This is a genomic window from Streptomyces sp. Ag109_O5-1 (assembly GCF_003814875.1).
Taxonomy (GTDB): Bacteria; Actinomycetota; Actinomycetes; order Streptomycetales; family Streptomycetaceae; genus Streptomyces; species Streptomyces sasae.
On sequence record NZ_RKQF01000001.1, the window covers coordinates 10117225 to 10139397 of the forward strand.

Annotated in this window: 19 protein-coding genes; 8 read left to right on the plus strand and 11 right to left on the minus strand. The window is 71.7% G+C overall.

Annotation, left to right across the window (positions count from 1 at the left end):
• Positions 1-46: 46 nt before the first annotated feature.
• Positions 47-1471, minus strand: coding sequence for a lipase maturation factor family protein (locus tag EDD90_RS46155; RefSeq protein ID WP_123979003.1), 1425 nt, complete (start codon positions 1469-1471; stop codon positions 47-49).
• Positions 1472-1629: 158 nt separating this feature from the next.
• On the opposite strand from EDD90_RS46155, the gene EDD90_RS46160 reads away from it, so the two are divergent.
• Both EDD90_RS46160 and EDD90_RS46165 read left to right on the plus strand, forming a co-directional pair.
• On the plus strand, positions 1630-3729 hold the full coding sequence (locus EDD90_RS46160; RefSeq protein WP_123979004.1) for a SpoIIE family protein phosphatase: 2100 nt from the start codon (positions 1630-1632) through the stop codon (positions 3727-3729).
• A gap of 31 nt (positions 3730-3760) precedes the next feature.
• Positions 3761-4624: an Fpg/Nei family DNA glycosylase gene (locus tag EDD90_RS46165; protein WP_123979005.1), complete on the plus strand. Its 864-nt coding sequence runs from the start codon at positions 3761-3763 to the stop codon at positions 4622-4624.
• Between the two features lie 7 nt (positions 4625-4631).
• Here the strand turns inward: EDD90_RS46165 and EDD90_RS46170 are convergent, their stop codons facing one another.
• The 3 genes from EDD90_RS46170 to EDD90_RS46180 all read right to left on the minus strand — a co-directional run bounded on the left by EDD90_RS46170 (position 4632) and on the right by EDD90_RS46180 (position 6681).
• A complete protein-coding gene (locus EDD90_RS46170; protein WP_123979006.1) occupies positions 4632-5288 on the minus strand; it encodes a zf-HC2 domain-containing protein in 657 nt (218 codons plus the stop codon).
• 148 nt (positions 5289-5436) lie between these two features.
• Positions 5437-5952, minus strand: coding sequence for a hypothetical protein (locus EDD90_RS46175; RefSeq protein WP_123979007.1), 516 nt, complete (start codon positions 5950-5952; stop codon positions 5437-5439).
• Positions 5953-6096: 144 nt separating this feature from the next.
• Complete coding sequence (locus EDD90_RS46180) at positions 6097-6681, minus strand: sigma-70 family RNA polymerase sigma factor (protein WP_260328518.1); 585 nt, start codon at positions 6679-6681, stop codon at positions 6097-6099.
• 221 nt (positions 6682-6902) lie between these two features.
• Between EDD90_RS46180 and EDD90_RS46185 the strand changes: the two genes are divergently transcribed.
• Positions 6903-8048: a CapA family protein gene (locus EDD90_RS46185; protein WP_123979008.1), complete on the plus strand. Its 1146-nt coding sequence runs from the start codon at positions 6903-6905 to the stop codon at positions 8046-8048.
• Between the two features lie 6 nt (positions 8049-8054).
• On the opposite strand, the gene EDD90_RS46190 is transcribed toward EDD90_RS46185, so the two are convergent.
• Positions 8055-8528 (minus strand): MarR family winged helix-turn-helix transcriptional regulator, encoded by a 474-nt coding sequence (locus EDD90_RS46190; RefSeq protein WP_123979009.1) that lies wholly within the window; start codon positions 8526-8528, stop codon positions 8055-8057.
• A 74-nt stretch (positions 8529-8602) separates the two neighbouring features.
• Here EDD90_RS46190 and EDD90_RS46195 point away from each other — a divergent pair, with 74 nt between their 5' ends.
• Entirely contained in the window at positions 8603-9418 is an 816-nt protein-coding gene (locus EDD90_RS46195; RefSeq protein ID WP_123979010.1) for an alpha/beta fold hydrolase, read from the plus strand.
• Here the strand turns inward: EDD90_RS46195 and EDD90_RS46200 are convergent.
• Entirely contained in the window at positions 9415-10827 is a 1413-nt protein-coding gene (locus tag EDD90_RS46200; protein WP_123979011.1) for an amino acid permease, read from the minus strand. The genes EDD90_RS46195 and EDD90_RS46200 overlap by 4 nt on opposite strands.
• 599 nt (positions 10828-11426) lie before the next feature.
• Between EDD90_RS46200 and EDD90_RS46205 the strand changes: the two genes are divergently transcribed.
• Positions 11427-12680: an MFS transporter gene (locus EDD90_RS46205; RefSeq protein ID WP_260328519.1), complete on the plus strand. Its 1254-nt coding sequence runs from the start codon at positions 11427-11429 to the stop codon at positions 12678-12680.
• On the opposite strand, the gene EDD90_RS46210 is transcribed toward EDD90_RS46205, so the two are convergent.
• Complete coding sequence (locus EDD90_RS46210) at positions 12616-13020, minus strand: universal stress protein (protein ID WP_123982327.1); 405 nt, start codon at positions 13018-13020, stop codon at positions 12616-12618. The genes EDD90_RS46205 and EDD90_RS46210 overlap by 65 nt on opposite strands.
• 140 nt (positions 13021-13160) lie before the next feature.
• On the opposite strand from EDD90_RS46210, the gene lysX reads away from it, so the two are divergent.
• Together lysX and EDD90_RS46220 are read left to right on the plus strand one after the other, a co-directional pair.
• Complete coding sequence (gene lysX / locus EDD90_RS46215; RefSeq protein WP_123979013.1) at positions 13161-16433, plus strand: bifunctional lysylphosphatidylglycerol synthetase/lysine--tRNA ligase LysX; 3273 nt, start codon at positions 13161-13163, stop codon at positions 16431-16433.
• 115 nt (positions 16434-16548) lie between these two features.
• A complete protein-coding gene (locus EDD90_RS46220; protein WP_123979014.1) occupies positions 16549-17382 on the plus strand; it encodes a polysaccharide deacetylase family protein in 834 nt (277 codons plus the stop codon).
• A 201-nt stretch (positions 17383-17583) separates the two neighbouring features.
• Here EDD90_RS46220 and EDD90_RS46225 read toward each other — a convergent pair whose 3' ends face one another.
• Positions 17584-18264, minus strand: a complete 681-nt coding sequence (locus EDD90_RS46225) for a class F sortase (RefSeq protein WP_123979015.1) — start codon at positions 18262-18264, stop codon at positions 17584-17586.
• A 335-nt stretch (positions 18265-18599) separates the two neighbouring features.
• Here EDD90_RS46225 and EDD90_RS57950 point away from each other — a divergent pair, with 335 nt between their 5' ends.
• A complete protein-coding gene (locus tag EDD90_RS57950; RefSeq protein ID WP_260328520.1) occupies positions 18600-19535 on the plus strand; it encodes a hypothetical protein in 936 nt (311 codons plus the stop codon).
• 113 nt (positions 19536-19648) lie between these two features.
• On the opposite strand, the gene EDD90_RS46240 is transcribed toward EDD90_RS57950, so the two are convergent.
• The 3 genes from EDD90_RS46240 to EDD90_RS46250 form a co-directional block, all read right to left on the minus strand.
• Positions 19649-20425, minus strand: a complete 777-nt coding sequence (locus tag EDD90_RS46240) for a hypothetical protein (protein WP_123979018.1) — start codon at positions 20423-20425, stop codon at positions 19649-19651.
• Between the two features lie 217 nt (positions 20426-20642).
• Entirely contained in the window at positions 20643-21407 is a 765-nt protein-coding gene (locus tag EDD90_RS46245; protein WP_185149459.1) for a DUF4239 domain-containing protein, read from the minus strand.
• 31 nt (positions 21408-21438) lie between these two features.
• Positions 21439-22050 carry a hypothetical protein gene (locus tag EDD90_RS46250; protein ID WP_221305236.1) on the minus strand — a complete coding sequence of 204 codons (612 nt, stop codon included), beginning with the start codon at positions 22048-22050 and terminating at the stop codon, positions 21439-21441.
• Positions 22051-22173: the final 123 nt, after the last annotated feature.

A 22173-nucleotide genomic window follows, 5' to 3' on the forward strand; every position in this document is an offset into this window, starting at 1 on the left:
GCTGAGTCCGTACGGCGCGAAGCCCCGGCTGAGTCCGCCCGGCGGGTCAGTCGCGCTCGACGGCCGAGGTCGCCAGCCGCGTCGGCGGCATGAACTCGCGCACATACGTCCGCTGCCAGCACGCGCCCGTCTCCCGCAGCTCCCGCCAACCGGTGTAGCGGTAGCGGAAGAGGCGGGCGCGGACGAAGCGCGGGGGCCGGTCGGGCGGGAACGGGGAGCGGCGCAGGAGGCGGAGTGTGTCGCGGTCGTTCTCCAGGAGGCGCTCCACCAGGCCGCCGAACCAGTCGCCGGCGTACGCGGGGGACAGGGCGGCGAACCACATCAGCCAGTCCAGGCGGAGGTGGTAGGGCGCGAACTGGCGCGGCCAGCGCCGGGGGTCGCCCGGCTTGCCCTTGAACTCGTACTCCCGCCAGTCCGAGTCCTCGCGCGGCGAGTCGTCCAGGGTGCCCTCGACCACCACCTCGTACCGGACCCGGCTGACGCTGCCGAACGCACCGTAGGTGTTGACCAGGTGGAGCGGGTCGAAGGAGCGGTTCATGACCTGGCGGCGGGAGACCATGTTCAGCACCGGGTGGTAGCTGAGGTAGACGAGCAGCGCGGCCACGGCGAGGACGACGATCTCGTACCAGAGCGGGGCCGACGGGGCGGTGGTGTGGCCGGTGGGGAGCTGGAGGGCGGACAGGGCCAGGACGATGGTGATCCAGTTCAGCCAGGAGAAGTTGCCGGAGACCACCAGCCACAGCTGGGTGAGGATCATCAGGGACGCGGCCGCCGTCGCGATGGGCTGCGGGGTGAAGAGGAGCACGGGGACCACCAGTTGGGTGAAGTGGTTCGCGGCCACCTCCGCCTTGTGCACCGGCCCGGGGAGATGGTGGAAGAACCAGCTCAGCGGCCCCGGCATCGGCTGGGTCTCGTGGTGGTAGTGGAGGCAGGTCAGTTTGCGCCAGCAGGCGTCCCCGCGCATCTTGATCAGGCCCGCCCCGAACTCGACCCGGAACAGGATCCAGCGCAGCAGGAAGAGGACGACGACCGGCGGGGCCACCTCGTCGTTGCCGAGGAGGACGGCCAGGAAGCCGACCTCCAGGAGCAGGGACTCCCAGCCGAACGCGTACCAGGTCTGGCCGACGTTCACGATGGACAGGTACAGCGCCCAGGGGATCAGCCAGAGCAGCATCCCGGCCCAGAGCGGCAGTTCGGAGTCCGCGCCCGCCAGCAGCGCCGCCGACACCGCACAGCCCGCCCAGGCGCAGGCCGCGAAGAAGCGGTCCGAGTAGTGCAGGTGGAACAGGCTCGGCGCCCGCCTGAAGGGGACCCGGGCGACGAACCCCGGGATCGGCAGCATCCCGCGCTCGCCCAGCAGGGCCCGGAACTGCAGCGCGGCCACCAGGAACGCGAAGAGATACACACCGGCCAGAGCCCGCTGGAAGACCAGCCGGCTCAACCAGTACCCGGGTGCGGTGAACCAGTCCACGGCCGTGCGCTCCTGCCTCTCTCCATTGTGCGGCCCCCCGGTGCGAGAGGGACCTGTCACCCTGTGTACCGCGTCCCTCTGCTTGCGTAACCCGGGCGGGTGAAGTGGACAATATGGGAGGAATTGCCCGGAAAGGGTTCCCCTGGCAAGGTGGCCCCATGGCTGATCGGGGAGCGAGTGCTCCGTCCCTCCCGGACGACTGGCCCGCCCATCCGGAACACCCGATCCTGGCGCTCAACCGCATGGGCACCTTCGACTGGGACCTGGACACCGGTCTGTTCCACATGGACGCCCAGGCGTACGAGGTGTTCGACCTGACCCCCGAGGAGTTCGACGGGCGCCCCGAGGGCCTCGCGCTCCGGGTTCCCCCGCTGGAGTCCAGCAGGCTGGACGCGGTGGTGTCCCAGGCCATCAAGGACGGCAGCGAGAACTACGGGACGTACTTCCGCATCCGCCGCCGCGACGGCGGCCCGCGCTGGACGCACACCCAGGGCTACATCCGGCGCGACGCGACGGGCCGCCCGCGCCGGGTCGTGGGGATCGTCCGGGACGCCACCAAGGAACTGGAGGACAGCGAGGCACGGAGCCTGCGGGACGCCCAGGGGCAGGCGCTGCGCCGGCAGACCGACGTCGTCCAGGTGATCACCGCCGCGCTCGCGCACGCCCGCAGCGTCCAGGACGTCATCGAGGCCCTCAAGGACGCCCACGGCATCCCCAACCTGGGCGCGACCAGCCTGGTGATGGGGTTGGTGGAGGCGGGCCGGATCCGGCTGGTCGCCGAGGGACCGGCGGGCAGCTTCGTACCGGGCACCCGGATAACCCGGATCGAGGAGCCCTACCCGATGGGTGAGGTGGTGCAGACCCTCAGCCCGCGCTTCATCGAGTCACCGGACGAATTCGCCGAGCGCTACCCGATACTGTGGCCGCACATCACCGGCCTGCACATCACCTCGGCCGCCTATCTGCCCCTGATCGCCCAGGCCCGCCCGATCGGCGCCATGGGCCTGCTCTACAACGACCGGCTCGGCTTCTCCTCCGAGGAGCGCGCCGTCCTGGTCGCCATCGGCAGCAGCATCGCGCAGAGCCTGCAGCGGGCCATGCTCTACGAGCAGGAGAAGGACCTCGCCCAGGGCCTCCAGCAGGCGATGCTGCCGCGCACCATCCCCAGCGTGCGCGGCGCCGACATCGCCGTCCGCTACCGCTCCGCGAGCGCCGGCGGCTCGCTGGGCCGGGACATCGGCGGCGACTGGTACGACCTGATCCCGCTGCCCGGCGGCCGGGTCGGCGCGGTCATCGGCGACGTCCAGGGCCACGACACGCACGCGGCGGCCGTCATGGGCCAGCTGCGCATCGTGCTGCGCGCCTACGCCGCCGAGGGGCACACCCCGGCCACCGTGATGGCCCGCGCCTCCGTCTTCCTGGACGAACTCGACACCGACCGCTTCGCCACCTGCCTGTACGCCGAGGCCGACCTGGCCACGGGCGTCGTCCAGGTGGTCCGCGCCGGGCACATCGACCCGCTGGTCCGGGCCACCGACGGGAGCTGCCGTCGTATCCCCGTCGAGGGCGGGCTGCCGCTGGGGCTGTCCGCCGAGTTCGACAGCCTCGACTACCCGGTGTCCACCCTGGAGCTGGACCCGGGCGAGACGATGCTGCTGTGCACCGACGGGCTCGTCGAGCAGCCCGGCACCGACCTCGGCGTGGGGATACGGGCCCTGACCGAGCAGGTCGAGCAGGGCCCGGAGGACGTGCGGGGCCTCGCCGACCGGCTGATCGCGGTCGCCGAGGAGCGCGGCGGCGACGACGACGTGGCCCTGCTCCTGCTGCGCCGCCGCGGCCCGGACACCGCCCAGGCCGTCGGCCGTCTCCAGCAGCATGTGGCCTCCGGCGACCCCGAGGCGCTCGCCCTGGCCCGGCACATGATCCGGGCCGCCGTCCGGGCCTGGGGCGCCGGGGACCGGGCCGACGAGATCGAGCTGGTCGCCGACGAACTGATCACCAACGCGCTGATGCACACGGAGGGCTCCGCGATCGTCACCCTCAGGGTCCTCACCGGCAGCGACCGCCGGCTCCGCGTCGAGGTGGAGGACTCCTCCAGCGCCCTGCCGCGCCGCCGCGACGCCGGGGAGGACGGGGTCTCCGGCCGGGGTCTGCTGCTCGTCGACCAGATCGCCGATGCCTGGGGTGTGGAGGCACGCGGCGGCGGCAAGGCGGTCTGGTGCGAGTTCCGGATGCCGCAGAAGTCCGACGGGGACTGACCCCGGGGGCCCCGGATGGCACTCTGGACCCATGCCCGAACTGCCCGAGGTCGAAGCGCTCAAGGACTTCCTGACCGAGAACCTGGTCGGCCACGAGGTCGTACGCGTGCTGCCGGTCGCCATCAGCGTGCTGAAGACGTACGACCCTCCCGTCGGCGCGTTCGAGGGCAGTGAGGTCGTCGCCGTGCACCGGCACGGCAAGTTCCTGGACATCGAGGGCGGCGGCGGTCTGCGGTTCGTCACCCATCTGGCCCGCGCGGGCTGGCTCCAGTGGAAGGACCGGCTGCCGGACGGGCCGCCCCGTCCGGGGAAGGGCCCGCTGGCGCTGCGGGTGGCCCTGGAGAACGGCGCGGGCTTCGACCTCACCGAGGCCGGCACCCAGAAGAAGCTCGCCGTGTACGTCGTACGGGATCCGCAGGACGTGCCGGGCATCGCACGTCTCGGCCCCGACCCGCTCGCCGCCGACTTCGACGAGGCCCGCCTCGCCGCCCTGCTGCGGGACGAGCGGCGGCAGCTCAAGGGCGCCCTGCGCGATCAGAGCCTGATCGCCGGGGTCGGCAACGCCTACAGCGACGAGATCCTGCACGCCGCGAAGATGTCCCCGTTCAAGCTGGCCGCGGCCCTCACACCCGAGGAGGTGCACGGGCTGTACGAGGCGCTGCGCACCACCCTCACCGAGGCGGTGGAGCGCTCCCACGGCCTGGCGGCGGGCCGGCTCAAGGCGGAGAAGAAGAGCGGGCTGCGCGTCCACGGCCGTACCGGCGAACCCTGCCCGGTCTGCGGGGACATCATCCGTGAGGTCTCCTTCAGCGACTCCTCGCTGCAGTACTGCCCGACCTGCCAGACCGGTGGCAAACCGCTCGCGGACCGCCGGATGTCCCGGCTGCTGAAGTGACCGGCGGTCATTTGGGGTCGATGGTCACGAGGCGCTGCCCGTCCGCGCTGCGTACCTCGTAGTGGTCGATCTCGTCGGGGTGCATCGAGGAGCCGCCCGACATGGTGCTCACCCGGTCGTCGTGGTCCCGCTCGGCCCAGGTGGTGACGATCTGCTCGGAGCCGTCGTTGCCGACGGCGATCAGCCGGCAGGAGCCCGGCCCGTTCGCGTCCTTCACCTTCAGCTCGATCTCGGCGCCCGAGTCCGTGTCCGCCTCCTTCACCTGCGCCCAGACCCCCGACTGCGCGTCGGTGGTCGCGGCGACCTGAACGGTCGGGACGGACTCGTGGCCGACGTACGTCATGATGCCGGGGCCCGCGATCGCAAACACCACGGAGGCGGCGAGGCCGTACAGCAGCTTGCGGCGTTTGGCGCGGTGCCGGCTCGCCACCTCGGCGAGCAGTCGGTCCAGCAGCCGGGGACCCGGCTGGGCCATGGGGTGCACGAAGCGCGGCGTGGCCCGGCGGTACAGCATCAACTGCCGTGCCGCGGGGCCGAATTCGGTCACGTGCGCCGCGCAACGAGGGCACTCCATGAGGTGGTCCTCGAAGCGGAAGGCCTCCGCCTCGTCCAGCACGCCGAGCGCGTACGCGCCGACGTCGCGATGCCTTTCCTGGGACCTCATGCCGAATCCTCGTGCCGAAGGGTGGGGGTGGGGTAACTGATTGCTCCTTGCTCCCACCCGTACGCAGTCGGCAGAGGATTCACTCAAGGCACGTACAGAATCGTAACCAAAGGATTCGGAGCGGCCCGGCCTCCGGATTGGTCCTGAATCAAAAAAGATGGATGGCGAGGTGCCCGAGGGGCAGACCGAGCCGCCAGGCGGGGGTCCACACCTTCGGTCCGTCGTCCTCGCCGAACACCGAACCGCCGCCCGGCACCGCGTCCAGGTCGGGCGCCAGGAGCTCGGTCTCCTCCAGCCAGCGCCAGGCGGCCGCGGCCAGATCCAGGTCCGGTGACGGGCCGCCCGCCTCGGCCGCCTCGGCGTTCACTACGGCCATACGTTCGCCGACCCAGTCCTGCCACGGCTGGTCGTACGCCGTGAGCGAAAGCCAGGTCTCCAACTGGGACACGACCCGGATGCCCGACAGTTCGCCGTCCGTGTCGGAGAGGAAGATGGTCAGCGCCAGCGCGTCACGGCCGGCCCGGAACTCGAAGGACGTCGGTGGCATGAGATCGCCGGTGCGCAGCAGCTCGTCGGCGATGTACTCGGCGTACAACCAGGCCATCGGGACCGCCAGTTCCCCGCTCCCGGCCCCGCCCGTGCTCTCTTGACCTCTGTGCAGCATCCCGTCCTGCCTTCCTCCGGTGCGCGCGTGGCCCCGACCCCGGGTCCGTCCCTCTCCCGGTGCGGAACACGGATGAAGACAGCTGATTGCCCAGACATGGTCCTCAGCAAGGCGCTTTACAAAGGCTTTGCTCTGCCTACGGTTTCATCCCAGGTCGGGTGCGTAACCGGGAAGGACCCGGCGCAGGGCGCGCAGCGCGTAGTAAGCGCGCGACTTCACGGTACCGGGTGGAATCCCGAGGGCCTCGGCGGCTTCCGCAACACTCGCCCCCTGGAAATACACCAGCACCAGGACTTCACGGTGCTCCGGGGTGAGAGTCTTCACAGCCTCCCGTACGTCCAGGGCCGCGGCGGCGCGTTCGGCGTGGTCGCCGATCGCCCTGGTGTTCTCCAGGACGGCGTCGTGCACCTCGGCGGGCCGCGCCTGCCGGGCCCGGCGCGCGTCGATGGCGAGCCGTCGGCCGACGGTCAGCAGCCAGGGCAGCACGGAGTCGAAGTCGTCGGCGCGCAGCGCCTCGGGGTGCTGCCAGGCGCGTACGAGGGTCTCCTGGACGAGGTCCTCGGCCCGCTGCCGGTCCCCGTCGCTGAGCCGCAGCAGCAGCGCGAAGAGCGGTCGGCCGTGCTCGCGCTGGAGTGCGGCGAGCTCGTGCTCGGCGGTCGTCGACCCGTGGGGAGGCCCGTGGGGGAGTCCGGGGGGAAGCCCGTGGGGAAGGGTGGTTCCGGCCGTCATGGCCGTATGGCATCGCAGGGCCGGACCGGGGGACAGGGGGCGTACAGGGATCTGCGGCGGACGGTCGATCGCGTCGGCGAACGGTGCGACGAACGGTCCGTCACACCCCGAACCCGACCCGGATGGGTCAATCGGGGCGCCTGAGTTGTTTGCGGTCCCGCTCACCTTCGTACCCATTGTTCTGTAAATAGGACAAGGCTTGCGACTCTGGGGTGCTCCTGATGATCAATCGCAGACGCCAGGCGGCCCTGGCCCTGACCGCCCTCCTCGCCACCGCGGCCGCCTGCACGAACCACCAACGGCAGGAGGGTGCGGCCCCGCCCGTCCCCCCGGCGCCCGCCGCGGCCGCCGCCGGCGGCTTCACCCTGGTCGCCTCCGGCGACCTCCTGCCGCAGAGATCCGCCGTCGACCACGCGAACCTCGACGCGGGCGGCGGCGGCTACGACTTCCGCCCGATGCTCGCCGGCGTCGCACCCGTCGTCTCCCGCGCCGATCTGGCGCTCTGCCACCTGGCGACCGTCTTCGGCGCCGACGGCTCCGGCCTCACCACACCGCCGCAGCTCGTCACGGGACTCGCGGGCGTCGGCTACGACGGCTGCTCCACCGCCTCCGACCGGGCCCTCGACGGCGGCGCCGCCGGCATCGCGAACACCCTCGCCGCCATGGACCAGGTGGGCCTGCGGCACACCGGCACCGCCCGCACCCAGGCCGAGGCCGGCTCCCTCACGCTGCTCAACGCGGGCCGCGCCCGGGTCGCCGACCTCTCCTACACCTACGACGTCAACGGCAACCTTCTGCCGCCCGGACAGCCCTGGGCGGTCAACCTCCTCGACGAGAACCGCATCCTCGCCGACGCCCGCGCCGCCCGGCAGGCCGGTGCCGACGTGGTCGTCGTCTCGGTGCACTGGGGCACCGACGGGCAGAACGCCCCCGACCAGCAGCAGCTCGACCTCGCCAAGCGGCTCACCGCCGCGCGGACCGGCGGCCGCCCCGACATTGACCTGGTCCTCGGCACTCACGCCCACATCCCGCAGGCGTACGAGAAGGTCAACGGCACCTGGGTGGTCTACGGCCTCGGCGACCAGATCGCCGGCGAGATGAAGGACAGCAAGGGCCGGCAGGACCCGCGCGGCAACGAGTCCACCCTCGCCCGCTTCACCTTCACCCCGCCCGCCCGTCCCGGGGGCCGCTGGGAGGTGGCCAAGGCCGAGTTCATCCCGCAGCTGTACGACCTCGACGCCGGCCGGGTCGTCGACCTCAACGCGGCCATCGAGCAGGGCGCCGACTACACCGCCGTACGCGACACCATCCGCGACGTCGTGCTCAGCCGGGGAGCCGCCAAGGACGGGCTGCTCATGGGGGAGTAGCCGGGGTCACTCCACGTCGACGTGGTCGAACGTCTCCAGCAACTGCTTCAGCACCCGGACGCACGCGGTGATCTCGGCGTCGGTCAGATCGCCGCCGATCTGCCGGTTCAGGGCGTGCTCGCGGGCGAGGACCGCCGTGATGACCGTCCGGCCCTCGTCCGTGAGCCGGATCAGGGAGGAGCGCTGGTGCGCGGGGTTGGGGATGACCTCCGCCCAGCCGCGCGCCACCGCGTCGTTCACCATGCGCTGCACGAACTGCCGGCTCAGCGCCATGATCCGGCCCATCTGAGGCACCGTCATGGGCTCGTACCGGCGCAGCAGATCCAGCACCGAGCGCACGCCGACGGAGGCCCCCTCGATCTGCTCGCCCTGCTCGATCTTGCGGAAGGCGCGCCGGTAGAGCGGGCCGATCAGATCGAACACCTCGGTGATGCGGTCGCCCAGCTCGTCGGGGGCGAGGGGCTTGTCGATGTCGTTCACCCGGCCATCATGCACCCCGGATCATCATGACAACCTAGTTGTCAAAACCCCAAGAAGATGACACCTTGGTTGTCATGAATGGTGATGCGGACGTCCGCTTCCTCCCGTCCTCCGACGGCGACCTCGCCTACCTCGACACCGGCTCCGGCGACCCGGTGGTCCTGCTCCATTCCGGGTATGTCGACCATCGCTTCTGGCACGAGCAGCTCCCCGCGCTCGCCGCCGAGTTCCGGGTGATCGCCCCGGACACGCGCGGCCACGGCCGGTCCGCCAACGCGAGCAGGCCCTTCCGCTGGGCCGACGACCTCTCCGAGCTCCTGCGCGGTGTCGACGCCGGGCCCGCCGTGCTCGTCGGCCTGTCCATGGGCGGGGTGATCGCCACCGACACCGTGCTGGAGCACCCGGAACTGGTGCGCGCGGTTGTCACCTGCGCTGCCGTCACCGGCGACTTCCGGTACACGGACGCCTGGCACGAGGAAATCCGGGCCGAGTACGCCCGCACCCTGGCCGCCGGCGACCTGGAGGGCTGGCTCGACGCCTTCGTGAGGGTCGTACCGGGGTGGCAGCGCACGATGGACGACATCGACCCCGAGATCCCGCGCCGGCTGCGGGAGATGGCTCTCCGCACGATGTCCAAGCACACGCCCGGCGAGCGGGACTGGCTTGTCCCGGTGACCGACTCCTGGCCCCGGGTACCGAAGATCGACGTGCCAGTTCTCGCGATCAACGGCGGCCTGGAACCCGCCGACCTGCTCGCCGCCGCCGAACGCCTCGCCCGCGAGGTCCCGGACGGCCGCGCCGAGGTCGTCGAAGGAGTCGGCCACTATCCGAACCTGGAGAAGCCGGAGGTCTTCAACACCCTCCTGCTCGACTTCCTCCGCGCGCTCTAACGCCCGGCCAGCCGCGACCGCTTGTACGAGTAGCCGAAGTAGACCACGCACCCGATCAGGAACCAGACGGCGAACCGCACCCAGGTCTGCCACTTCAGGAACGTGATCAGCCAGATGGAGAAGACGACACCCAGCGCCGGCAGGAACGGCATCCACGGCGTGCGGAAGCCGCGCGGCAGCTCCGGCTGCCGGTAGCGCAGCACGATCACCGCGCTGCACACCACCACGAACGCCAGCAAGATGCCGATGTTGGTGAGTTCGGCCGCCTCGCCGATCGGCACGAAGCCGGCGAGGAGCGCCGATGCCACCCCGACGATCCAGGTCACCCGGGTCGGCACATGCCGCGTCGGGTGCGTCTTCGCGAACCAGGAGGGCAGCAGCCCGTCCCGGGACATGGCGAACCAGACCCTCGTCACACCCAGCATGAACGTGAACATGACCGTCAGGATGCCGATGATCGCACCCACCGCGATCACATCCGCGAGGCCGCTCAGCCCCACCGACTTGAACGCCGTCGAGAAGCCGCTCTCCGGGTCGATGTCCTTGTAGTTCTGCATACCGGTCAGGACCAGACAGGCCGCCACGTACAGCACCATCGAGATCGCCAGCGAGTAGATGATCGCCTTGGGCATGTGCCGCTGCGCGTCCTTCGACTCCTCGGCCGCCGTCGACATCGCGTCGTACCCGAAGACCGCGAAGAACACGGTCGCGGCGCCCGTGAACGCCCCGCTGATGCCGTACGGGAAGAACGGGTGGTAGTTGGCCGAGTCGATGTGGAACACGCCGACGCCGATCACCAGCAGCACGACCAGCACCTTCAGCGCGACCACGAACGTCTCGAAGCGGGCCGCGCTGCGGATGCCCATGGTGAGCAGATAGGCGATCAGCAGACAGAGCAGGGCGGCGAACAGATCGACCCGGTGGCCGTGCCCGGTGCCGGGGGCGCCGAGCATCCAGTGCGGCAGGTTCGCGCCCATCTCCTCGACCAGGAAGCTGAAGTACCCGGAGATGCCGATCGCGACCACCGCCACGATCGCCGTGTACTCCAGGAGCAGGTCCCAGCCGATGAACCAGCCCGCGAACTCACCGAGCACCGCGTAGCCGTAGGTGTACGCCGAACCGGCCTTCGGGATCATGCCGGCGAACTCGGCGTACGACAGCGCCGCGCAGGCGCTCGCCAGGCCGGCGATGAGGAACGACACCAGGACGGCGGGACCGGCCGTCTCGTTGGCCACCGTGCCGGCGAGGGTGAAGATGCCGGCGCCGATGATGCCGCCCACACCGATCGCGGTCAGCTGCACCAGCCCCAGCGATCTGTCGAGCCGAGGGCCCTCGGTGACCTCCGTCTCCTCGATGTGTTCGATGGGTTTGCGACGGAGAATTCCTTCACCCATGCGGAGCTTGGCCATGTGCCTCACCTCTTCGCCGATCGCGAACGGCTGACGGCCGATCATGATGGCCCAGGCACATAACAGACGGAAGACGCCACGCACGCCCCCCCGCCGAGCCGAAGCCCCGCCAAGGGCCGCCCTCGCAGCCGCGCATACCGGCCATGTCCGGCCAAGCTGCCCGGCCCGGGCGGCGCCCCGGACCGGCATACGCCGGGCCCGCCCGCCACCGACCACACGACCGCTGTCCGCCCACCACCGCGCCGGCCGTCCTGCCGAGTCGCCGACCGCCCGCTTCCGAGGCACGCGCCGTCCCTGCGGTCGTCCTGGTGCCCTGCCGACTGCATGGCCGCGATCCGCCCGCCACCGCTCCCGCCGACCTGCCGAGTCGCCGGACGTCGGCCGCCCGCTTGTGTGCCGCCCGGCGCCGTTCCGGCCGTCGTGTCCAGTCGTCTGCCGTCGGCCGTGCGCCCGCCGGCCGGTCGGTGCGGGCGGTGTTCCTGGTGGGGCGGAGTCGCGTCGTGGAAGTACAACCGGTGGTTGTGGGTGGGTGCTCTGAAGTTGTTTGATCCGGTGGTCACCTGCGCGTTTTCATGTCCCGGGTCAACGGGAGGTTGTGCATGGGGCGGCGGTTCGGGTGGCTGTGGGCCGCGTACTCGGTGAGTGCGCTCGGTACCTATCTCGCCTTCGACGCGTTCTCGGTGATCGCGGTCATCGCGCTGCACGCCGGGTCCGCCGAGGTGGCGCTGCTCGCCGCCGCCGGGCCCGCCGTGGGCGCCGTGGCGGCGGTGCCGCTCGGACCGTGGGTGGAGTTCCGGCGCAAGCGGCCGGTGATGATCGCCATGGACCTGGCCAGGTTCGCCGCACTGCTCACCGTTCCCGTCGCCTACGCGCTCGGCGGCCTCGGACTCGGCCAGATGCTGCTCGTGTCCGTCGTCGTGGCGGCCGCCGACATCACCTTCAACGCGGCCTCCGGCGCCTTCCTGAAGTCACTCGTACCGGCCGACCGGCTGCTCACCGCCAACGCCCGGTTCGAGTCCACCAACTGGACCGCCCTCGTCCTCGGACCGCCCCTCGGCGGTGCCGCGATCGGCCTGTTCGGACCGGTCACCACGGTCGTGGCGAACGCCGTCAGCTTCCTGCTGTCCGCACTCGGTATCCGGGCCGTCGGCGGCGGCGAACTCCGCCCCGAGCGCGGGACCGCGGAACGCCTGCGCGCCGCCGACCTGCTCGACGGCTGGCGGCACATCCTCTCCAGCCCGGCCCTGCGCCCGCTGTTCTTCAACAGCCTCGCGGGCAACGCCCTGATCATGGTCGCCATCCCGCCGCTCGCCGTCCTCATGCTCGGACCGCTCGGCTTCGCCCCCTGGCAGTACGGCCTGGCCTTCGCCGTGCCGTGCCTCGGCGGCCTCCTCGGCTCCCGGATGGCTCGCCCGCTCGTCACCCGCCACGGCCGACGGCGGGTGCTGCACACCGCCGGCACCCTGCGCGCCGTCTGGCCCGTGGGGCTGGCCTTCGTCGGGCCCGGGCTGCCCGGACTGCTGCTGGTGATGGCCGTCGAGTTCGGGGTGATCACCAGCTCCGGTGTCTACAACCCGGTGTTCGCCACACGCCGCCTGGAGTGCACCCCGAACGACCGGGTCGCCCGCACCCTGTCCGCCTGGTCGATCACCGGCAAGGCCACCACGGCGGCCCTGACCGCCCTGTGGGGCCTGCTGGCGACCCTCACCGGCCCCCGCACCGCCATCGCCCTGGCCGGCGTCCTGCTGCTGGCGACCCCGGTGCTGCTCCTGAGGGAACCCCGGGAGGTCACGGCACCACCGTCACCGGCCACCGTCCCGCCTTCACCAGACGGATCGCCACCGAGCCGATGATCCGGTGGCCGGCCTGCTCGGAGGCGCCCACCACGACCGCGTCCGCCTTCAGCTCGTCCGCCGCCTTCACCAGGCCGTTGTAGGCGTCGCCGCGGAAGGTGTGGAACTCCCAGCGCACCTCGAATATCCCCTTGAGCCGCTCGGTCGCCTCCCTGACCTCCTTGATCAGGTCCTCTGCGATCTCGTCGGTCGTCTCCGCCACCGGAGCCCCGAGCGCCGCCCCGGCCGCCAGCACCGGCTGCACGTACACCACGGCCAGCAGCGCGTGCTGCCGCCGGGCCAGACCGCCGGCATAGGAGGCCGCACGCCACGAGGAGTCCGAGCCGTCCACTCCGACCATGATGACCTTGGGCCCGTCTGTGCCCCGCTCGAACCGGTGCTGTTCCGCCACGGTCCGAGGCTATCGGAACACGCAGGTCCGGTGGGTCTCCGGGGGCCGCTCGACGGGCGAGCCGGGCGGGCCCTTCCTACAGTCGGAACATGAGTGCCGCCGTGGAGCCCGCCACGGGCAGGGAGACGGCGGGCCCGATACGCCCGCCCGGCGGCGGGCGACTGACCTGGGTACCGGAGGCCTTCGGGACCTTCTTCGGCGCCCTCGCCCTGCTGTGCGCCCTGCTCTCCTTCATCGCCCCGCTGCGCGTGCTGCTCCACCCGGTCGTGTACTTCCTCGACGCGGTCGTGGTGCCCGTCAGCCCCAACCTCGCCTACGCGGTCTTCCTCTTCCTCCTCGGCGGCGCCACCGCCGCCCGCAAGAAGGTCGCCTGGTGGCTGTTGGTGATCTACTTCGGCCTGCTGGCGCTGGTCGACGTCCTGGCGGTCGCCTTCGGCTTCGACTGGTACTCGTTCAGCTCACTGCTGGTGTGCGGGCTCGCCCTGACCCTGCTGATCGTGGCGAGACGGGAGTTCTACGCCGCCTCCCGCCGGGCCGCCGTACGCAGGGCCCTCGCCGTCCTCCTGATCGGCCTGGTGGTGGCGATCCTGGCCGGCTGGGGCCTGGTCTCGCTCTTCCCCGGCACGCTCCCGCACGGCCAGCACCTGGTCTGGGCGGCCGACCGGGTCTGCGGCGGCCTGGTCCCCGTCCACACCTACGCCGGCCGCCCGCCCCGCTCCGTCGCCTTCCTCCTCGGCCTCTTCGGCGCCCTCGCGCTGCTCAACGCCGCCGCCACCCTGTTCCGTTCACAACGCCTGGAAGCGGCCCTGCACGGCGACGAGGAGGCCCGTATCCGCGCCCTTCTCAAGGCCTACGGCGACCGGGACTCCCTCGGCTACTTCGCCACCCGGCGCGACAAGGCCGTGGTCTTCTCGCCCAGTGGCAAGGCCGCCGTCACCCACCGCGTCGAGGCCGGCGTCTGCCTGGCCAGCGGCGACCCCGTCGGCGACCCGGAGGCCTGGCCGCACGCCATCGCCGCCTGGCAGGACGTGGCCCGCCGGCACGCCTGGGTGCCCGCGGTGATGGGCGCCTCCGAGGACGGCGCCAAGGCCTACGTCCGCGCCGGGCTCGGCGCGCTGCAACTCGGCGACGAGGCGATCCTGCACGTCGCCGACTTCGACCTGGGCGGCCGCGACATGCGGGTCACCCGGCAGGCCGTCAACCGCGTCCGCCGCACCGGCGCGACCACCAGGGTCCGCCGCCACGCCACCCTCACCGAGACCGAGATGGAGGAGATCGTCGACAAGGCCGACGCCTGGCGCGACACCGAGACCGAACGCGGCTTCTCCATGGCCCTGGACCGGCTCGGCGACCCCGCCGACGGCGACTGCCTCCTGGTCGAGGCCATCGCCGAGGACGGCCGGCTGCTCGCCCTGCTCTCCTTCGTCCCCTGGGGCGGCGACGGCATCTCCCTCGACCTGATGCGCCGTGACCGCGCCGCGCCCAACGGGGTCATGGAGTTCATGGTCGCCGACCTGTGCGCGGCCGCCCCCAAACTGGGCGTCCACCGCATCTCGCTCAACTTCGCCGTCTTCCGCTCGGTCTTCGAGGAAGGCGCCCGCATCGGCGCGGGCCCGGTGCTGCGCCTGTGGCGCCGGCTGCTGCTGTTCTTCTCCCGCTGGTGGCAGCTGGAGGCCCTCTACCGCTCCAACGCCAAGTACCACCCCGAGTGGTACCCGCGCTTCCTCTGCTACGGCGACGCCGGCTCCCTCGCCCGGATCGGCCTCGCCTCCGGAATCGCCGAAGGCTTCGTCCCCGTACCGTCCCTGCGCAAACTCTGGGGAAAGGGGCACCCGAAGGCGGGACCGCGGCCCGCCGAGGGGCTGCCGTCCCTGCCGGTGCCCGGTCTCGAAGGAGGGGACGAGACCGGGCCCGGACCGCCGGGCGCGGGCCTGCCGGACCAGTTCCGGGTGCGCCGGCGCAAGCTCGACCGGCTGCGCGCGGCGGGCGTCGACCCCTACCCGGTGGCGACCGTCCGGCCCACGCGTGCCCTCGCCGACGTCCGCGACGGCGAGACGGCCACCGTCGCCGGGCGGATCATGCTGGTCCGCGACTTCGGGGGCATCGTCTTCGTCGTGCTGCGCGACTGGTCCGGCGACCGTCAGCTCGCCCTCACCCGCGACGGGTCGGGACCGGCCCTCGACCGGTTCACCGCGGACACCGACATCGGCGACCAGATCACCGCCACCGGCCGGGCCGGCGTCAGCGACCGGGGCGAGCCGACCCTCTTCGTCACCGACTGGCAGCTCACCGCGAAATGCCTGCGCCCGCTGCCCGACAAGCACCGCGGCCTCACCGACCCCGAGGCCAGGGTCCGCCGCCGCTACCTCGATCTCGCCACCGGTCCCGCCGCCCGCGCCGTCGTCCGCGCCCGCTCCGCCGCCGTACAGGCGCTGCGCCAGGGCTTGCTCGACCGCGGCTACCTGGAGGTCGAGACCCCGATGCTCCAGCAGATCCACGGCGGCGCCAACGCCCGCCCCTTCACCACCCACATCAACGCCTACGACCTCGACCTCTATCTCCGCATCGCCCCCGAGCTGTACCTGAAACGACTGTGCGTCGGCGGTCTGGAGAAGGTCTTCGAACTCGGCCGCACCTTCCGCAACGAGGGTGTCTCCCACAAGCACAACCCCGAGTTCACGATGCTGGAGGCCTACCAGGCGTACGCCGACTACGACGTGATGCTCGACCTCGCCCGTGAGCTGATCCAGGGCGCCGCGACCGCCGCCCACGGCTCGCCGGTCGCCCGCAAGGACGGACGGGAGTACGACATCTCGGGTGACTGGCCGGTCAAGACGGTGCACGGGGCGATCTCCGAGGTGCTGGGGGAGGAGATCGGCCCCGGCAGCGAGCTGCTCCGGCTGCACCGGCACTGCGACCGCGTCGGTGTGCCGTACACCGCCGACGACGGGCCCGGAGACGTCGTACTGGAGATGTACGAGCGGCTGGTCGAGGAGCGCACCCAGCTGCCCACCTTCTACAAGGACTTCCCGACCGAGGTCTCCCCGCTCACCCGGCAGCACCGCACCGACCCGCGGCTCGCCGAACGCTGGGACCTGGTCGCCTTCGGGACCGAACTCGGCACCGCCTACTCCGAACTGACCGACCCCGTCGAACAGCGCCGCCGGCTCACCGCCCAGTCGCTGCTCGCCGCCGGCGGGGACCCCGAGGCGATGGAGCTCGACGAGGACTTCCTCGCCGCCCTCGAATACGCGATGCCGCCCACCGGCGGGCTCGGCCTCGGCGTCGACCGGCTGGTCATGTTCCTCACCGGCCTGACGATCCGCGAGACGCTGCCCTTCCCTCTGGTCCGCCGCCGCTGAGCGTGGCGGCCGAGGGCCGCTGAATCCTTCCGGCTCTGGGCCGTGCGGGTGTTTTCCTCCCGCCACACCGGTGGCGATGTGGTGCGCCGGAGCCCCACCGGGCGACTGATGAGTCATGCAGAAGGATCAGTTGTTCACCCGGCGCCGCCTGCTGCTCGCCGGCGCGGCCGCTCTGGGGGCCGCGGGCACCGCGGGAGTCGTGCTGGCGAGCGACGCCGAGGACGTGGCCCGTACCGTCGTACCCGCCGCCGGACCGCCGCCCCGCTCGGCGCTCAAGTCCTCCGCCTTCCGGCTCCAGCCGCTCACCGGATACGGCCCGCCGCGCACCGAGCCGCGCAAGCTCAAGGTCCGCACGGAACCCATCATGGAGATCCCCAAAAGCGGCAGGCGCATGATGCTCACCTTCGACGACGGCCCCAACCCGAACTACACGCCGCACATCCTGGACACCCTCGCCAAGTACGACGTGCGGGCGATGTTCTTCCTGTGCGGGGAGTGCATCGTCGTCAACCGGGAACTGGTCGCCCGGATGGCCGACGAGGGGCATGTCGTGGGCAACCACACCTGGACGCATCCGCTGCTGACCACCATGAACCGCAGTGAGATCCGCGACGAGATGGCGAGCACCAGCGACGCCATCGAGGACACCTACGGCGAACGCCCCCAGTGGTTCCGCGCCCCCTACGGCGCCTGGAACCGCGCGGCCTTCCAGCTCGGCGCCGAGATGGGCATGGAGCCGATGGCCTGGACCGTCGACAGCACCGACTGGACGACCCCGGGCACCCGCACCATCGTCGACATCGTCGAGCACGGCGCCGCCCCCGGCGTCGTGGTCCTCTCCCACGACGCCGGGGGCGACCGCTCGCAGAGCGTCAAGGCGCTGCGCGAGTACCTGCCCTACCTGCTGGACAACGGCTACCACCTGACCGTCCCACGCCGCCGCACCTGAAGGGGCCCTGGGGGCCGCCCTGCGGATCATGCCGCAGCGTGGGGTCTGGCACGCCCTCCCCCAGGGGGTACCCCCGCGGCGTTGTCGTCACTCGCCGACGTCCCCCAGCCTTGGGCCGCCCGCTCACCTCGGCTGAACAGTCACGGCTGCTTTCCTGCGACTTGATCCGCCGGACAGCCCCCAGCCCGCCCGGTGGTGGCCTCAGTGGGCCCCGACCAGGCGGGCGAACACCACGACGTTCCCGTCGTAGCCGTTCTGTTTCGAGAAGCCGCCGCCGCAGGTGATGACCCGCAACTCCGGTGTGCCCTTGGAACCGTAGACCCGGTCGCCCGGGAAACCGGCCTTCGCGAAGACCTCGATCCCGTAGATCTCGAAGACCGCGGTCCTGCCGTCCTTCCGGTCGACCTCGATCTGGTTTCCCTTCTTCAGGGAACCGAGGCCGTAGAACACCGCCGGCCCCTTCGAGTTGTCGACATGGCCGACGACGACCGAGGTCCCCTTCTCCCCGGGCGAGACGCCCCCGGTGAACCAGCCGGCCAGATTGGGGTCGTCCGGCGGCGGCGCCGCGATCCAGCCGCCCGTGTCCAGCCCCACCCCCATCACGGGCGCGTCGACCCGGATCGCGGGAATCCGGATCCGGTCCGCCGCGGCGAACGGCAGTGCGGCGGGCACGGGTGCCGTGGCGAAGGTGTCCGGAACCGTGGTACGGCTGTCGGGAGCGGCGGCCGAGGCCGGCTGTGGCGGACCGACGTCGAACTCTCCCGAACCGTTCCGAATCAGCGCCAGACCGGTCAGCAGAACAAGCGCTATCACTCCCCACGGGGCACGCTTCCGCCGCCGCTCCTCCTCTTCGGCCAGCTCGGAAAGTCCGGACGCAGACATTCGCCATCCCCTCTCGACGCGGCTGCTCCCATGTCCGTATCGCGCATGGGAAAACGCTAAGTCCCGCGCGCGCGTGCGGCGACGGGGCGACGGGCGAACGGGTGGCCCGAGGGCATTCCGGTGCGCCATCCGAGTTGCCGTTCGCAGATTTTTTCTGACGGTCCGTGACCTGCGGCAATATCCGATTGTGCGCTTTTCTGACGGCGTGTCTGATCACCAGGACGGACCATTCTCGAAATGCGGGCGTGTTCACGGCATCTGAGGGTCTAGTCGGGAGGTGCTTTCTCGCCGATCCACCGGGGACGGTTCCCGGGGCGCCTTCCGCGGAGGAAGAGATGCGAAACTCACGTGCGCTGGCGGCCGCGTGCACAGTGGTCGCCGTTCTCGGTGCCGCCGCCCCCATGGCCGTCGCCGACGGCCTGGGCAACCCCGGCGGCCCGCCCAATACGCAGGCCCCGGTCGTCGGAGGGGCGGGCGTCGCCCCGGGGACCGGTGTCGGTGGAGTGGGTGGTGTCGGCGGTGTCGGCGGTGTCGGCGGCTTCGCCGGTGTCGGCGGCATCGGTGGTGTCGCGGTCCCCGGAGTCGTCGTACCCGGGGTCGGGGTGGGCGGGTTCGGTGGTGACGGGCGTTTCAACAACGGCTACGGCGGGCGGGGCGGTGACGACTTCGGTGGGCGGGGCGGCGAAGGGTTCGGTGGGCGGGGCGGCGAAGGGTTCGGCGGGCGGGGCGGCGAAGGGTTCGGCGGGCGGGGCGGCGAAGGGTTCGGCGGGCGGGGCGATGACGGGTTCGGCAACGGCTCCCGTGGCCGGGGCGACGGCGTGCGCAACATCGTCGTGCAGCCCCGCACGGTCGCGGGCGGCGAGGAGGTCGTCGTCACCGTCAACGGCTGCCGAAGGGGCACGATGGTGTCCTCCGCCTTCGTCGACAGGCCGAGGCTGTTCCCGTTCGGCGGGGACATGGCGCGCGGCTCCGCCAGAATCCGCCGGCACGCCCACCCGGGCCCGTACGACCTCACCGTCATCTGCGACGACGGCCCGTCCCTGACCCGGCCGTCCGCCTTCACCGTGATCGGCGGGACGGAGGGCAACATGTCCAACGAGATGGACAGCGACGACCGCCTCCAGCTCGGCGGGGTGCAGGCCGGGCTCGGCGGCAGCGTGTCCAACGGGGCCACCCCGACCGACATGGCGATCGGCGGCGGGCTGGTGGGCGCGGCCGTGCTCGCGGGGTGCGGGTTCTGGCTGCGCCGGCGTCACGAGAAGCGGTTCTGACCATCGCGAGCCCCGCCGCGAGCCGGGGCGCACACGCCGTCGACGGGTTCTCGCTCCGTTCCCCCGCGGAACCGGGGCGGGAACCCGCGAGGGAATCGGCGGTCGGGGCGCGCTCAGGAGCCGTCCTCGCCGGTGTGCCTGCGTGCGATGCGGTACGCCGTACCGACTGAGCCCACGACGAGCGCCGCACCGAGGCCGATCTCCTTGAGGTCGAACCCGCCGAAGCTGCCGCCCGCACCGGCCTGGACGCCGTGACTCGGCGGGAGGGGCTGCGGGTTGAGCTCCGCGCCGCTGTCGGTGCCGCCGTCCGTGCGTCCGCCGGTGTGATCGCCGGACCCCGCGTCCGTGCGACCGTCGGTACGGCCGTCCGTGCCCGAGCCGGTACGGCCGCCCGTGCCCGCCTCGGTACGTCCGGCGGTCTGGTCGGTACGTCCGGCGGTCTGGTCGTCCGTGCGCCCGGCACCGTTTCCGTCCGTGCGCCCGCCACCGGCTCCGTCCGAACGCCCGGCACCGTTTCCGTCCGAGACGGCCAGTTCGGTCGACGCGCTCGCCCCGTCGCAGTTGAACGTCACCCGGTACGACGCCTGCGATCGCGCGTCCCGGTTGACCGTGGCCGTTCCCGAGTCCTGTCCCGCCGGGATACGGACGGTGTCGAACAGGCCCGAGGAGACCGTCGCGGCGCCCCGGCAGCTGTCGTCGCGATTCAGGTGCAGGCTCACCCGGCCGCCCGCCGCGACGGTGGACGGCGTGACCCGGAATCCGAGGGACGCGCTTTCGCGGCCGGAGTCCTGGCCCCCGTCGTCTCCGTCGTTCGCGAGGATGGCCGGAGCGCAGAGGGCGAGGGCGCCGACGCCCAGGAGTGCGGCCGAAGCGACGCGTATCGCGCGCATGTGGTTCCTCCGGTCTCCGAGGAGCGGCTTGCGGACCTGTTCCGCCAGTGCCGGAAATGCACCTCGATGATCGGAACGCTAGGAACACCCGCACATGCGCGCGAACCCAGTAGCGCGAACGGGGGAATCGGGCGGGCCGCCCGGGTGATGCGGCTACGGCACCCGGGGGACATCCGCGGCGCGCCGCCGATGTCCCCCGCGCCGACTCCCGGGAGCCCTAGCCCTTGATGTGCGGGAAGAGGGCCAGGAAGGGCTGCGACGTCGCCGTGATACCCCGGCTGTAGGGCTCGTCGAAGTCCCAGATCAGGTACAGCATGAACGCGATGGTCGCGGAGAACAGCCCCGCCAGGATCAACTCCCGGCGGGTGCGCCTGATCTGCAGCGCGAAGACCATGCCGATGGTGATCGCGGCTCCGGTCAGCAGTCCGAACCACACCACGTTCGGCATGGTCGCCCCGGTCGAGTCGGCGCGGGCGCTGCGCGCCTGGTCGACGGCGGCCACCTGGTCCACCAGCGGCTGGTAGGCCTGCGCCTGGAAGTCGGTCTTCGGCTGGTAGTCGGTCACGTCCTGACGGATCTTCGCGAGCAGGTCGGCACCCTGCTGCGTGAGGTGCCCCTTCTGGGACATCACCTTCCACTCCTTGCCGACGACCTGTCCGGCGTAGGCGTCGACGTCCGCCCGGATTCGGTCGCGGACGTCCGGCGGGTACACCCGCACCCGCTCATGGATCTCGTGCAGTGCCTGCGCCTCCGCCTGCACATGGTCCTGGGCGGCGCTGCGGGCCTCCCACACCCCGGCCACCGCCAGACCGAGGACGATGGCGTAGATGACGCCGATCCACATGGTCATGTACTCGATGACGTCCGGCGTCTCGGAGGGATCCTCGTCCTCCGCCGCCCTCTTGTCACGTACGAGGGTGATGACGAGCACCACGGCGACGGCCGCGAGCATCGCGAGGACGAGAACAAGCCAATCCGGCAACGGAAGCCTCCAGAAATCAGTGGGCCGGCCGTCAGCGCGCGCGGAACGCGGCGACGGCGATGATCGCGGGTACGGCGATGAGCAGGACGTAGGTGACCGGGGAGGTGCGGTTCGGGGCCGCCGCGCCGGTCGACTGGACGTGGTACGGCGGGTAGGTCACCGGGGTCGGTGAGGGCCGCGGCTTCGGCTTGGGCGACGGGGTGGGTGTGGGCACCGGCCTGGGCTTGGGAGCCGGCGGCGGGGTGGGCGCGGGCTTGGGGGCCGGTGCTCGCCTGGGCGGCGGTGGCGCCGGCTTCGGCGGTGGCGGGGCCGGCTTCGGCGAGGGTTTGGGTGTCGGCTTCGGCGTAGGGGTGGGTTTCGGTGGTGGCGGCGGTGGTGGCGTGGGCGTCGGGGTGGGTGTGGGGCAGGGCGGCGGCGTGGGGGGCGGGCACAGGGGAGTGGGCCAGGAGTCGCCGACGACGGCCACGGCCTGGACGTCGCCGGCCACGGCCACGGCCTGTATGCCGGCAGGGCCCGTCGAGGCGTAGGCGCAGGCGTCGGCCGAGGCCGTGCCGACCGGGCAGCCCACCAGGGCCCACACCAACGTCACCAGGGCCAACGCCCGCGGGACGGGCGTGAGTCGGGTCACTTCGGGTGCATGCACGAGCGAGATCATGAGGCGTCGGGCACCGTCGCACGCCGGAGTAGGGAGGGATTGGCCCGAACGGGGGACAGTCGCCGTAAACCGGTTTGAATCACACCGGTCGGCGAATGGCTCGAAGCGTAC